This window comes from Microbacterium sp. NC79 (assembly GCF_019061125.1).
Classification (GTDB): domain Bacteria; phylum Actinomycetota; class Actinomycetes; order Actinomycetales; family Microbacteriaceae; genus Microbacterium.
Genome location: NZ_JAHQYI010000002.1, coordinates 405,269 through 418,564 on the forward strand (window position 1 = coordinate 405,269; position 13,296 = coordinate 418,564).

Below are 13,296 nucleotides of genomic sequence, written 5' to 3' on the forward strand. Positions count from 1 at the left end.
TATATGGTTAGTTAGTCGAGTAACTAACCAACCAAGTGGAGGTGATCGTGATCGAAGAAGGTAAGCCACTGTTTCTTCAGATCGCGGAGCAGGTCGAAGACTCGATCGTCGATGGCTCACTCGCTGAAGAAGCACAAGCCCCCTCCACGAACGAACTCGCCGCGTTCTATCGCATCAACCCGGCGACCGCAGCGAAGGGAGTGAACATGCTCGTTGACAAGGGAGTCCTGTACAAGCGCCGAGGCATCGGCATGTTCGTCGCCTCCGGAGCGCGAGAGCAACTCCTCACCGAACGCCGAGGCATCTTCGCAGACCGCTTCGTCGATCCACTCCTGGTTGAAGCCCGCAAGCTCGGGCTCACCGCAGAAGACTTGGCCGCTCTCATTCGAGACCGTGCCGCACAGACAGAAGGGGAAAACTGATGACAACCGTTGTCGAAGTCAAGAACCTCACCAAGCGATACCGCACCACCACCGCGGTAGAGAAGGTGAGTTTCACGCTGGAAAAGGACACCATTTACGGCCTGCTCGGACGCAACGGCGCAGGTAAGACCACGGTGATGTCCATCCTCACCGCGCAGAACTTCGCCACCTCTGGCGAGGTGCGCATTTTCGGTGAAGAACCGTACGAAAACGCGAAGGTCCTGAGTCGCATGTGCTTCGTGCGCGAGAGCCAGCGCTACCCCGACGGATGGCGTGCACGCAACGCCCTTCAGGCCGCATCGCTCATATTCCCGAATTGGAATGAGGAGCTTGCGCAGCGTCTGATCGCCGACTTCCAACTCCCCCTTGACCGGGACATCAAGAAGGTTTCGCGTGGTCAGCTGTCGGCGATCGGCGTCATCATCGGCATCGCATCACGCGCCGAGATCACGTTCTTCGACGAGCCGTACCTGGGGCTGGACGCCGTCGCGCGCCAGATCTTCTACGACCGACTGCTGGAGGATTACACAGAACACCCGCGCACCATCATCCTCTCTAGCCACCTGATCGACGAGGTCGCCAACCTCATCGAACGTGTGCTGGTGATCGATGCAGGCACGATCATCATGGATGAGTCCACCGATGACGTCCGCGACCGCGCCACCGCCATCGTCGGCGATCGCACCGCCGTCGAAGCGTTCGCCGCTGGCCGCGAAGTGCTGCATCGGGAATCACTCGGTAACGTCACCAGCCTCACCGTGCTCGGTCACATCGCGCCGCATGAGCGCGCCCAGCTCGCAGCCACCGGCATTGAGCTCGCCCCCGTTTCTCTGCAACAACTCATTGTGCGCCTGACCCAGGCCGCAGCCGAGTCGAAGGAGGTCGCACGATGAGTCGCATCGGCACCGTCACCCGCATGCAGTTTGTGAACCGCTGGACATTCATCTGGATTCCGCTGATCATCCTCGGTGGCACGTTCATCATCACGCTGCTCATCCATTGGATGATTCCGACCGACGAGCCTAAGTTCGGCGGTGGCGCCCAGGCTCCGATGTGGTACATGCTGAGCGCGGGCGTCATGGCCATGGCCGCAACGTTTCCGTTCTCGCAGGCCATGAGCATCACGCGTCGCGAGTTTTACATCGGAACCATGACGGCTGGCGCAATCACCTCCGGCATCATGGCTGTCGTGTTCGTCATCGGCGGGCTGCTTGAAGACGCCACCAACGGGTGGAGCTTCAATAGCTACTTCTTCCGTCTGGATTGGCTGTGGCACGCCGGCCCCGTGATTGCCGGGATCTTCTACTTCGCCCTCACGATGTTGTTGTTTTCGATGGGCCTCTTCTTCGCAACGGTGTACCGCCGCTGGGGAGCACCCGCATTGACGGTCGGGCTCGTCGGTCTTGGTCTCGTGCTTGTGGGCGTGGTGTTCTTGATCACGAAGTTTGAACTCTGGGGAAGCGTCGCCGGGTTCTTCATGAGCGCGGGAGTCACCGGCCTCACCTTCATGCTGCTGGGTCTCACCGTCGTGTTTGCAACGGCGGCCTACCTGCCGCTACGACGCGCAACTCCGTAGCACCTGCAGAAGCCCTCGGAACCATCTCCAGGTTCCGAGGGCTTCTCGCGTGAATGCGGAACCTTTCATCTCGCGGGGCGAGGATGCGGGGCGGGGCGACTAGCCTGGAAGCAGAGCGGAGATCATGAGCAATACGGCAGAACGAACGTCGCGGTGGCGGGTGCTTCCGGGGCGCGCGAACATCGTGCTGTGGGTAGCGGTCGGTGCATTCTCCGTCGCGCTTCTCGCGGTTTCTGCCCCTCTTGGCGTCACCGTTTATGACGTGCCTGTCGTCACGGCACTGCTGTTCTCGCTGGTTCTCGCCGGCGCGGTTCCGCTTGCCCTGCTGTTACCGTGGGGCGGCGTTGCCGCCGCTCTTGTGAGTGCCACCGCACTGACAAGCGGAGCGGCATTCACCATCGAGGCGCCATGGCCGGTATCGGTCACCACAACCATCGCCGTCTCCCTGATCTGGCTCCTGGTCGGATGGCGGACGCGCTGGTTTGTCGTCACGATTGGCTGGTTTGGTGCTGTCTTGCTGGTCATCGTCTCGACGGCGGAGGCGCTCAGCGCGAATGCGCCAAGCGGCGCGATCATCGCAGACCTTGTCGTATTCGCTGCCTCATCGCTCGTGATGGCGCTGGCAGGCATCATCCTGCGCAATTGGGAGATTGTGGGCGCCCAACTCGTCGCCGAGCGCGCACTTTCGGCAGCTGAAATCGCCCAGCGCGAGGCCGCAGAAGAAAAAGCCCGCATCGCTCGCGAACTGCACGATGTCGTCGCACACGGCATGTCGGCAATCCAGGTTCGCGCCGCAAGTGCGCGCTACCGCCTCTCCAACCTGCCACCAGACGCGATCGCCGAGTTCGACGACATCGCCGCCACCGCGCGCGCCTCAATGGCAGACATGCGCTCCATCCTGGGCGTGCTGCGTGATGAAAGTTCCGGGGCGGCCTCGAACCCACAGCCCACGCTTGCCGATCTGTCTTCCCTCGTTGATCGCGCCCGCGACCTCGCAACCATCACGGTTACAGGCGAATGGAACCTCGCGACCGCAGAGCGCACGGACCCGCTCCTGGGCCTCACCGTGTATCGCGCAGTGCAGGAGGCCCTCAGCAACGCTGCTCGGCACGCGCCAGGCGCACCCATCACCATCACGTGGGATGAGTCCAGCACGAACCGCGCCTTCACCGTCGCCAATGCCGCCTCAACGCGGGTCATCGATGGTTCCCGCGCCCCAGAGCACAATCAGTCGACACTCCGTGGCGGACAGGGTCTGCGCGGCATGCGCGAGCGCCTGCAGGTGCTGAACGGAACCGTTCAGACCGACACGCTGACGGACGGCGGCTTCGCGGTGCGGGTAACGATTCCGCGCGACACCACCAGGGGAGTATCGCTATGACCACCGTGTTAATCGTTGATGACCAGGCAATGGTGCGCGCAGGTTTCGCCGCGATTTTGGGCTCACACGACGGCATCACGATCGTCGGTGAAGCGGGCGATGGCGCCGAAGGCGTTGCACGCGCGCGCGAGCTGCGTCCCGATGTCGTGCTGATGGATGTGCGCATGCCCAATCTCAACGGCATCGATGCGACCGCACAGATTCTGGCAGCAGCCGAACGCGATAATCGCCCCGCCCCCGCAGTCCTCATCCTCACGACCTTCGATGCCGATGAGTATGTGCACGATGCCCTGAACGCGGGAGCGAGCGGCTTTCTCCTGAAAGATGCGCTCCCGGAAGAGCTGGTCAATGCCGTCCGCGTGGTCGCCGCCGGTGACGCTCTCCTCGCCCCGCGGATCACGAAGCGCCTGCTCGAGAAGTTCGCGTCCACCCGCCCGGCGACCAACCGGCATGCGCTCCGGCTCAACGATCTCACCGAACGCGAGCACGAAATTCTCGTGCTCATCGGCCGCGGCCTGTCGAACCGGGAGATCGCGGAGTCGCTCTTTCTTGCCGAGCAGACCGTGAAGAGCCACGTCAGCCGCATCTTCACCAAGTTGGATCTGCGCGATCGGGTCAACGCCGTCATCCTCGCGTATGACGCTGGCCTCGTCGAGCGCTCCAGCTAACACCGTCGCCTCATGCGCCCGCCGGTTATCGAGCGAGCGCAGTGCGTCGAAACGCGCCTCTGCCGATGAATTGCATCACGTCACCACGTGTCGACTCGATCACTGCGCGTCCTCGCTGAACGACCGACGGGCCCACCCGGTGGTTCCGTCACCCCCTACTGCGGTACTAGTGAGGTCAACCCCGCAGGGTGATGCCCTGGCACACACTTGTCGCCCACCGTAGGGGTATGGTCGACATTGCTCCGCGCCCCACCGCCGTCTCGCGTTTCACCGGCGCGCTCCGCACGCAGCGGGCCCCACGCGAGCTCCCTGTCATCGGCGGTGCGCGTGATATCGCTGTCGACACCACGCGTTCCGTGCTCCTCGTTATCGTCGTCGCCCTGCACGCCTTCATGGTGGGCGTGAGTCTCGACGCCAACGGCACCCCGGTTCTCGAGAACGCGATGGAGCACTGGGCAGGCTGGCCGGTGCTCACCTGGTTTGCTCAGGTGATGCCATTGTTCTTCGTGCTCGGCGGCTTCGCCTCCTACACGCAGTACAGCCGGCTTCGTGCACGCGGAACCACCGCGTCGGCGTACATCGCGGCTCGCCTCATGCGTCTGCTGATTCCCGCGGGCGCCGCGATTGCGGCTGTAACCGTTTTTCTGGCTGCGCTGACCGTCGCCGGCGTCTCCCCCGACATCATCGCGACCGCTGGCTTCCGCATTAGCCAGCCGTTCTGGTTCTTGGCGGTCTACATCGGTGTCACCGCCCTGGTTCCTGCCATGGTGTGGCTGCATGAACGTAACAAGCTCGTCACCCTCCTCGCTCTCGCGCTCGGTGCGCTTGTGGTGGACATTGTGCGCGTCACCACCGACATTGCCGCGATCGGTGCCCTGAACTTCGCGTTTGTCTGGCTCTTCGCACAGCAGTTTGGCTTCGCGCTCGCCGACGGAACACTCGATCGACTCGGCACGCGCGCCAAGCGCATCATGGGCATTGGTGCCGTCGCCACCATCGTCGTCACGATGCTCACCGGCTTCTACCCGACCGACCTATACGCCGCGCTCAACCCGCCCATGGGCGTGCTGGTGCTGGTTGGCATTGTGCAGACCATGATCTTCCTCCAGTTGCGCACCGCCATCCGTCGCATCGGCGAGCTGCCGGCCATCGCGCAGTTCGTCGGCTGGATCGGCGAACGCTCGATGACGATCTACAGCTGGCACATGCTCGTCACCATCGCCATCGCCGGCGCTCTCATCAATGCGCCCTTCGCCCTCCCGGTTCCGGTCAGCACCGACTGGTGGCTCACGCGCCCACTCTGGTTCCTGGTCGTCGGGATCGCCGTCTTTACCGTGGCGTCTTTCGCCGGACGCCTGGAACGTCGCCGCATCACCGCATCACCCGCCGGCCGCGGTGGCGTCACCGCCGCAACCCTGCTCGCCATCGCCGGTGTCGTGCTCACGCTCGGTCTGGGTTCCGTCGGCGGAGCCTGGGTCATTGCAACGGCCGCCATCACCGCGGCGCTCGCCCTCGTGATGCGCCGCCCCGGTCGCACACGCTAACCAGGCGCATGCCGGCTCACGGGCCAGGCATTACCCAACGACGCCGCGGCGCACCGGATAATCTTTGCGTTAATGTCGCCATTCATTAACCCAAGTGAGAGACGGTAGCCACATGACCTCGCTGCGCATTCTGCACCTCACCGACACGCACCTTTTCGGCGACAACGCCCGCCACTACGACACCGTCGACACCGCCGCCCAGCTCACGGCCGCGCTCGCACACGTCGCTGAGCAGCCCTGTGATCTCGTGGTTGTCGCGGGCGACGTGAGCGAAGACGGAACCGTCGAGTCGTACCAGCGCGCCCGCACGATCGTTGGCGAATGGGCACGCGAGCGCGACGCCCGCGCCGTATTCACGATGGGCAACCATGATCGTCGCGAAGCGTTCCGGGAGGTGTTGGGCGGCGGACAACCCGACGCACACGAACGTGTTCTCGCAGGCACCGACCCCGCCCGCCCCATCGCGTCCGTCACCGAAAGCAACGGCTGGCGCGTGATCGTGCTCGACACCTCAGTGCCCGCCCGCGGATACGGCGACATTGAAGCAGAACAGCTCACGTTCCTCCGCGACATCCTCGCGACCCCCGCAGAAAACGGCACCGTCATCGTGATGCACCACGCCCCGGTCGACGCCCAGACCGACCTGCTGCAGGCCCTCGCGCTTGACCCCCACGACGCCGATGAGTTCATCGAAATCATCGCGGGTTCTGACGTGCGCGTCGTATTAAGCGGCCACTATCACCACCCGATCGTCGAGACGGTCAACGGTATTCCGGTGGTGGTCGCTCCGGGTGTCGCCAACATTGCTCGCTCACTCGATGACCCGGCTGAAGAGTCGGCCGAGCTTGCCTTCGGCGGCGCGGTAATCGAAATCCGCGGCACCCGCACACGGGTGGTTCCGTTCATCGAGCGTCACGAAGCTGCCCTCGAAGTGTTCCGTTTCGACCGCGAGACGGTCGCCCGCATCATCGCCGCCGCCGGCCGTCCCACCCCCTAAGCCTTCGTTCCGGAACCACCCAGAACCTCGGAACCAGAAGCGCAGTTTTACAGGTCGTCGTGCGCGACCGGCTCGGTGTCGTAGCGCAGTACGAACTTGGCCTCGTCGCCGCGGAGGCGGCGGCGCACGTAGAACACCGGGCGACCAGTGGTATCAGCGGTCACGCCATCACGAACCAGCAGCGCGGTTCCGGTGGGCACCCCCAGCGCGTCGGCATCGGCGAAGTCGGCACCGACCGCGCTGAATGCGCGCCAGAGGTAGCGCAGTTCGAGGCCAAGGCCCTCGACGAGTCCGCGCACCACGAGTCCGTGCTGGGAAACCAACGCCTCGACGTCACCGAGCGATGCCGGATACCAGTAGCTGTTGGAGATCCAACGACGACCGCTGTGGAGCATCACGGTGTCGAGGCGTCGGAGGTCAGCGAGGGGAACGCCAAGACCCGAGATCACATCGTCGGGGAGCGGCTCGGTCGCGGGGCCCGCATGCAACACGACCTCGTCAACCTGGCGAACGGGGCGGGCCGAGACCGGCGGCAGATTGAGGTCGAGTGCGTCGGCCAGCGAGTCCGATGACTGGCGCGCCACCGGCACGCTCGCCACGATCTCAACGAGGTCGGGCGGCGAGGTCACAAACGTGCCAACGCCGCGGCGGATCTCTACGGCACCGAGGCGCTGCAGCTCAACAACACCCTGCCGAAGCGTGAGGCGCGTCACCCCAAACCGTGCCGCCAATTCGTTCTCATTGGGTAGCCGAGTGCCGGCCGGCAGCGTGCCATCTTGAATCTCCTGCCACAGTTCAGCAGCGATTCGACGATAAACCGGCAGGCCAGACAGCGCTGAGTCACGGGCACTTTGCCGCTCGTTCACCTGCCACTCCCTTTCGCGTCACTCAGGACATCTAGACATATAGATGTCCTGCACAGCATGTGCGGGGTTGCGATGCAATCCCCACAACAGAAAGGTATTCCATGCGCAGATCTGTTGCGTTCACCGCCCTAGCCCTGAGCGGTGTTTTGCTCGCCGGCTGCTCCACCTCGCCCGCAAATGACGCGGCTCCCGAAACCTCGGCGCCCACCACAGCCGCCGACCCCACTGCCATCGTCGACATCCGCGTGGGCCTGGAGCCCACGAGCCTCGACGTCACCACAACGTCGGGTGCTGGCCTCGTGCAGGTCATGCGCGGCAACGTCTACCAGGGCCTCGTTGGCCTGACAGAAGACCGCACCATTGTTCCTGCGCTTGCCACCGAATGGGACATCTCGGAAGACGGCCTCACCTACACGTTCACCGTGCGCGATGGCGTTGTCTTCCACGATGGCACCCCGATGACGATGGATGACGTGGTGGCCTCCCTCACCGCCGCGAGCGCCGACGACTCGAAAAACCCCGACGCCAAGCGCATGACCGGCGTCGTCTCGGTTACCGCTACCGACGACAGCACGGTGCAGATTGTGCTCGCCGAGCGCGACATTAACTTCCTGGAAACCCTCACCACGGGCGCCGGCTACATCGTGTCGCAGACCTCGACGGTTGACCTCGCGTCGGCGACGAACGGTACCGGCCCGTACACGCTCGGTCAGTGGAACCGCGGGGCGACGCTGTCGCTGGAACCGTTCGCCGACTACTGGGGCGACGCTCCCAGCAACGGCGGCGTGGTGTTCCACTACATCGCCGATGAGGCCACGGCAGCAACGGCCCTGCGCGGCGGCGAGCTCGATGTGCTGGTTGGCGCTTCGCCAGAAACGACCGAACTGTTCGCGGCCGACGACGCATTCCAGGTGGCCGAGGGTGAGTCAACGAGCTGGATGACGCTCGGGTTCAACCACACCGTTGAGTCGTTGCAGGATCAGCGTGTGCGCGAGGCGATTCGTCGCTCGATCGACAAGACCGAGCTCATTGAGGTGCTCGGTGGGCAGGCGCTGGAAGTCGGAACCATCACGGTGCCGAGCGACACGTGGCACGTTGACGCCACCGACACCGCGGCATTCGACACCGCAGAGGCCAAGAAGCTTCTGAAGGAAGCGGGCTACGAAGACCTCGAGCTGACGCTGACGGTCTCGAACACGTACGACACGATCATCACCGAGTTCATCGCGGCTGAGCTTGCCGAGGTCGGCATTGACGTCACGATCGAAACCGTCGAGTTTGCCACCTGGCTGGAAGACGTCTTCACGAACAAGAAGTTCGAGATGACGATGGTGCTGCACGTTGACCCGGCCACGGCAACGTACTACGCCAACCCGAACTACTACTGGAGCTACGACAACGCCGAGGTGCAGGGCCTGATCGCCGACGCCCGCACCGCGCTCACCGAAGACGAGCGCGACGAAGCCATGCGTGACGCTGTCACACTCGTTGCCGAAGACTCAGCAAGTGACTGGCTGTACTCGCCGAAGAACATCATCGTCGCTGGCTCCGACGTTGCCGGATTCGCGGTCGACCGCAACTCGACCAACTTCCCGGTCTCGGGCATCACGATCGCCGAGTGATGACCCTCACAGCGGCACCGTTACACGCTGGGCGCGGAACCATGATCCGCGCCCAGCGCACGGCTCGCTACATTGCGGGAGAGGTGATCGTTTTGATCACCTCTCTCGTGGTGGCGAGCATGGCCATCTTCGGTTTTCTGGCTGTTCTTCCCGGCGACCAGGCGGCGATCCTCGGCGGCGTGGAAGCGACCCCCGAGCAGATTGAAGCCCTGCGCCAGCAGATGGGCCTCAACCGCCCTCTCTGGGAGCAGTACCTCGACTGGTTCGGTGGCGTACTCACCGGCGACCTGAGCACGAGTGCCCTCGATGGCCGCTCAGTTGCCGCCGAGCTTGGCGAAAAACTGCAGGTGACGGTTCCGCTCGGTCTTTTGGCGCTCCTGCTCAGCATCGTCATCGCCGTTCCGGTAGGCGTGCTCGCCGCGATCTACCGCGACAGCGCATTTGGCCGCGTGATCACGGCGCTCAGCCAACTGTCTGCCGCGATCCCCACGTTCGTGCTCGGCCTTGCCCTCGTGCTCCTCGTCGCCCTGCCGACGCGTTTGTTCCCTGTGCAGGGCTTCCCTGCCGACCGCTGGGCTGACCCGATGGAGGCGCTGCGCTCACTCATCCTTCCGGCCACCGCCATCGCAATCGGACAGTCCGCCGTGCTGGTGCGATTCGTCCGCAGCGTCACGATTGACATCCTGCTGAAGGACTGGGTGCGCACCGGGCTCGCGCAGGGATGGCCGCTCCGCACCGTGCTTGTTCGCCACGGCGCACGCAACGCCGCTCTCCCCCTGCTCGGCATCATCGGTCTCGAAATTGCCGGCATTCTGATGGGCTCCGTCATCGTCGAGCAAATCTTCGCGCTGCCGGGAGTCGGCGGCATGCTGCTCAGCGACGTCGGCAACCGTGACATCACGTCAATTCAGAGCACCCTGTTCGTGCTTACCGCGCTCGTGATGATCACCACCGTCGTTCTCACCACGCTCTCTCGCGTGCTTGACCCCCGCGTTCGGAGTGCCTCATGATTCGCCGCTTTCTCCGCCACCCGCTCGGCATCGTCGGCCTTGCCCTGGTCGCCATCCCCACGTTCGCCGCGATGGTGTCGCTGTTTTGGACGCCGTATGACCCGACCGCCTTCGTACCGCTTGATCGCTGGCTGCCGCCGTCGCCAGAACACTGGCTCGGCACCGATGCCGGCGGACGCGATCTGTTTAGCATCCTGCTCGCTGGCGCTCAAGCCACCATGCTTGCCACCGTTCTCGCCACCGTCATTGCCATCGCTGTCGGGGTTCCGCTCGCCCTCAGCACGGCGATTGCCCCGCGCCGCACGTCGGGCGTGATGGAACGAGGCATCGACATTGCCATTGCCTTCCCCACGCTCGTGCTCGCGATCATCCTGGTGACGTCGTACGGCGCCAGCATCTGGACGTCATCGATCGCGATCGGCCTCGGTAGCAGCGTTGTCGTCGCCCGCACCATGGTCTCGGAGCTGCGCGGCATTCTCGCTTCGGACTACGTCACGCTCGCCCGTGCCGGGGGTGTCGGAACCATGGGCATCGTGTTTTCGCATTTGCTCCCGAATGTGGCACCGACACTTCTCGTACGCGCCACCCAGATTCTGTCGGTGGCCGCTCTCGCCGAAGCGGGCCTGTCATACCTCGGCTTCGGCACGCCGCCGCCGACCGCGTCGTGGGGTCGCACGCTGTCTGATCTGCAGTCACAGGTGCTGGTGCGCCCCGAGGTGCTCATCGCTCCGAGCATCGCGATCACCACCCTCGTGATCGGTTTCGCGCTCATCGGTGATGCCCTCCGCGACGCCCTCGAAAACACCGCGCGCGCAACGCCGCGCCCCGCTCCCACATCCGCCCCGTCTGCCCAGAAGGTGACTGCATGACTCTCCTCGCCATCGAAAATCTGTCCATCACGATCGCTGGACGGCCCGTCGTCACCGACGTGTCTCTGTGCGTCGAGCACGGCGAGCGCGTCGGCCTGATCGGTGAATCCGGTTCGGGCAAGTCGCTCACGTGCCTCGCCACGCTCGGACTCCTCCCGCCGCCCGCGACCGCCACAGGCCGCATCATCGTTGATGGTTCCGACGTCATCGGCGCTTCCGCCCGCACCCTGCACAAGCTCCGCGGCCGCACCGTCGGATGCGTTTTCCAAGAGCCGCAGACAGCGCTTGACCCGCTCACCACGATCGGCCGCCACCTCGTTTCGCCGTTGCGCGCCCACGGGCAGCTGCGCCCCGGTTCCGCTCGCCGCACGGCGATCGCGCTGGCTGACATGGTGGGTCTGCCCGACCCGGAGAACATCATTCGCCGGTACCCGCACGAGCTTTCCGGCGGTCAGCGTCAGCGCGTCATGATCGCGATGGCGATGTCGACCCGCCCTTCGCTGCTGCTGGCTGATGAGCCAACCACGGCGCTTGATGTCACCGTGCAGGCGCGCGTGCTCGAGCTCATGGGCGATCTCACCGAGCGCAGCGGTGCCGGCGTTCTTCTGGTGACGCACGATATGGCGGTGGCGGCATCGCGCTGCGACCGCATCGTGGTGATGCAGTCGGGTCGCATCGTCGAAACCGGAACCCCGGAGCAGTTGCTGACGAACCCGCGCGAGGACTACACCGCACGTCTCGTCGACGCCGCGTACGCGACGAGCTGGCAGCCCGCGACCCAGCGCGTCGCGGTGGCGGCATGACGTCGCTGTTGTTCGACGCGTCGCGCGTCTCGATGCAATATCCCGGCTCGTCGAAGCCGGCCGTCAACGGCGTCTCGCTCACGGTGGAGCCGGGGCGCCACCTCGGCATCATCGGCGAATCCGGGTCCGGCAAGACAACGCTGGCGCGCATGCTGCTGGGGCTTAACCGCCCGACGACCGGAACCATCAACTATCGCGGCCAGGAGGTTCCCGTTGGTCGCCATAAAGCGTCGCGAGACTTTCGCCGACGTGTTCAGGTGGTGCTGCAGGATCCGTTTGCGTCCTTGAACCCGCGCATGCCGGTGGGCCGCATTATTGCGGAGCCGGTGCGCGCGTTGCGCCCCACGTGGGATGCGCGCTCTCGCACGCTCGAGCTGCTGGCCGCCGTGGGGCTTGGCGAAGAGTTTGCCCAGCGCCTGCCGCGTGAGCTCTCCGGTGGGCAGCGTCAACGTGTCGCGATCGCCCGTGCGCTCGCCCCACGCCCGGAGACCGTGATTGCTGACGAGCCGGTCAGCGCCCTCGATGTTTCGGTGCGGGCGCACGTGCTGCAACTGTTGCGCCGCCTCGCCGCGCATGAGGAACTCACACTGATTGTGATATCCCACGACCTCGGCATTGTCGATGGTCTCTGTAAGGATGCGCTCGTGATGCGCTCCGGACGTATTGTCGAACACGGGCCGGTCGGCGACGTGCTCGAAAATCCGCAAGCCGACTACACCCGCGAACTTCTCGCCAGTGTTCCCCTACTTCCCCGTCGAGAGGACCGCACCCATGACTCCCACTGAAACGCTTGCCACTCCCCCTGCGTTGCACAACTTCCGCCCGGTCGGCGGCTTTACTACGCGCGATGGCCGTCATGTTCGCGCCGATCGGGTGTTCCGTTCTGCTGCTCCGATGCGGGAGCCCGCCACGGCGACGACCGATGTTGTTGGTTCCGGTGTGCGTACGATCGTTGACCTGCGTGACTCGGGCGAACGTGCCCGCACGCCCGGTGCGTGGCAGCACGATGAGCTGACCGTGCACCACATTCCGGTGTTTGACGATCAGCTGCGCGATCTTCCGTTCGACACGCTCGATGAGCTGTACGGGCACATGGTGAACTCATTTGGTGGCCAGCTCGGCGCCGCGGTGAGCACCATTGCAGCGGGCGCGAATGACGGCGTGCTGCTGCACTGCACGGCAGGAAAAGACCGCACCGGAGTGATCAGCGCGCTCATGCTCGACGTTCTTGACGTCGATCGCAACACGATTCTGGACGACTTCTCGGCGTCCCAGCGCCTCCTGGGCGCGGACTATCTCGCCGACCTCTTCGCCGGACACGACCCGGCATCGCTTCCCGGCATGGCCGCGCACAAGGCGACGGCCTCGCCGCCCGAGCTCCTCATCACGATGTTCGCCCGCGTGGAGCACCAGCACGGCTCGTCGGAGGCTTTCCTGCGCGCCAACGGCGTCACCGACGCCTCCCTAACCGCCCTCGCATCCGCCCTCATCGCCCCGTAGCTCGACAGCCCGGCACCCCCTGCCCCCTGCAGCCCGTT

14 protein-coding genes are annotated in these 13,296 nt (G+C 64.7%); 13 read left to right on the forward strand and 1 reads right to left on the reverse strand.

Going from position 1 to position 13,296, the window contains the following annotated elements:
- Positions 1–47 precede the first annotated feature (47 nt).
- The 7 genes from KTJ77_RS12125 (at position 48) to KTJ77_RS12155 (ending at position 6,588) form a co-directional block, all read left to right on the forward strand.
- Positions 48–422, forward strand: coding sequence for a GntR family transcriptional regulator (locus KTJ77_RS12125; protein ID WP_217338794.1), 375 nt, complete (start codon positions 48–50; stop codon positions 420–422).
- Entirely contained in the window at positions 422–1,315 is an 894-nt protein-coding gene (locus KTJ77_RS12130; protein WP_217338795.1) for an ABC transporter ATP-binding protein, read from the forward strand. Before KTJ77_RS12125 ends, KTJ77_RS12130 begins: the two co-directional genes overlap by 1 nt.
- On the forward strand, positions 1,312–1,998 hold the full coding sequence (locus KTJ77_RS12135) for a hypothetical protein (protein WP_217338796.1): 687 nt from the start codon (positions 1,312–1,314) through the stop codon (positions 1,996–1,998). The genes KTJ77_RS12130 and KTJ77_RS12135 overlap by 4 nt, the downstream gene beginning before the upstream one ends.
- A 124-nt stretch (positions 1,999–2,122) precedes the next feature.
- On the forward strand, positions 2,123–3,379 hold the full coding sequence (locus KTJ77_RS12140; RefSeq protein WP_217338797.1) for a sensor histidine kinase: 1,257 nt from the start codon (positions 2,123–2,125) through the stop codon (positions 3,377–3,379).
- Entirely contained in the window at positions 3,376–4,047 is a 672-nt protein-coding gene (locus tag KTJ77_RS12145; RefSeq protein WP_217338798.1) for a response regulator transcription factor, read from the forward strand. The genes KTJ77_RS12140 and KTJ77_RS12145 overlap by 4 nt, the downstream gene beginning before the upstream one ends.
- Positions 4,048–4,274: 227 nt before the next feature.
- A complete protein-coding gene (locus tag KTJ77_RS12150) occupies positions 4,275–5,591 on the forward strand; it encodes an acyltransferase (protein ID WP_217338799.1) in 1,317 nt (438 codons plus the stop codon).
- Positions 5,592–5,703: 112 nt separating this feature from the next.
- Positions 5,704–6,588 (forward strand): metallophosphoesterase, encoded by an 885-nt coding sequence (locus KTJ77_RS12155; protein WP_217338800.1) that lies wholly within the window; start codon positions 5,704–5,706, stop codon positions 6,586–6,588.
- Between the two features lie 47 nt (positions 6,589–6,635).
- Here the strand turns inward: KTJ77_RS12155 and KTJ77_RS12160 are convergent, their stop codons facing one another.
- Positions 6,636–7,454, reverse strand: coding sequence for a GntR family transcriptional regulator (locus KTJ77_RS12160; RefSeq protein ID WP_217338801.1), 819 nt, complete (start codon positions 7,452–7,454; stop codon positions 6,636–6,638).
- A gap of 101 nt (positions 7,455–7,555) precedes the next feature.
- Here KTJ77_RS12160 and KTJ77_RS12165 point away from each other — a divergent pair, with 101 nt between their 5' ends.
- The 6 genes from KTJ77_RS12165 to KTJ77_RS12190 are packed head-to-tail and all read left to right on the forward strand — an operon-like array spanning position 7,556 to position 13,258.
- Positions 7,556–9,076 carry an ABC transporter substrate-binding protein gene (locus KTJ77_RS12165; protein ID WP_217338802.1) on the forward strand — a complete coding sequence of 507 codons (1,521 nt, stop codon included), beginning with the start codon at positions 7,556–7,558 and terminating at the stop codon, positions 9,074–9,076.
- Positions 9,076–10,086, forward strand: coding sequence for an ABC transporter permease (locus KTJ77_RS12170; RefSeq protein WP_254367829.1), 1,011 nt, complete (start codon positions 9,076–9,078; stop codon positions 10,084–10,086). Before KTJ77_RS12165 ends, KTJ77_RS12170 begins: the two co-directional genes overlap by 1 nt.
- Positions 10,083–10,955: an ABC transporter permease gene (locus KTJ77_RS12175; RefSeq protein WP_217338804.1), complete on the forward strand. Its 873-nt coding sequence runs from the start codon at positions 10,083–10,085 to the stop codon at positions 10,953–10,955. Before KTJ77_RS12170 ends, KTJ77_RS12175 begins: the two co-directional genes overlap by 4 nt.
- Positions 10,952–11,758, forward strand: a complete 807-nt coding sequence (locus tag KTJ77_RS12180) for an ABC transporter ATP-binding protein (protein ID WP_217338805.1) — start codon at positions 10,952–10,954, stop codon at positions 11,756–11,758. Before KTJ77_RS12175 ends, KTJ77_RS12180 begins: the two co-directional genes overlap by 4 nt.
- Positions 11,755–12,543, forward strand: a complete 789-nt coding sequence (locus tag KTJ77_RS12185) for an ABC transporter ATP-binding protein (protein WP_254367773.1) — start codon at positions 11,755–11,757, stop codon at positions 12,541–12,543. Before KTJ77_RS12180 ends, KTJ77_RS12185 begins: the two co-directional genes overlap by 4 nt.
- Complete coding sequence (locus tag KTJ77_RS12190) at positions 12,530–13,258, forward strand: tyrosine-protein phosphatase (RefSeq protein ID WP_217338806.1); 729 nt, start codon at positions 12,530–12,532, stop codon at positions 13,256–13,258. Before KTJ77_RS12185 ends, KTJ77_RS12190 begins: the two co-directional genes overlap by 14 nt.
- Positions 13,259–13,296: the final 38 nt, after the last annotated feature.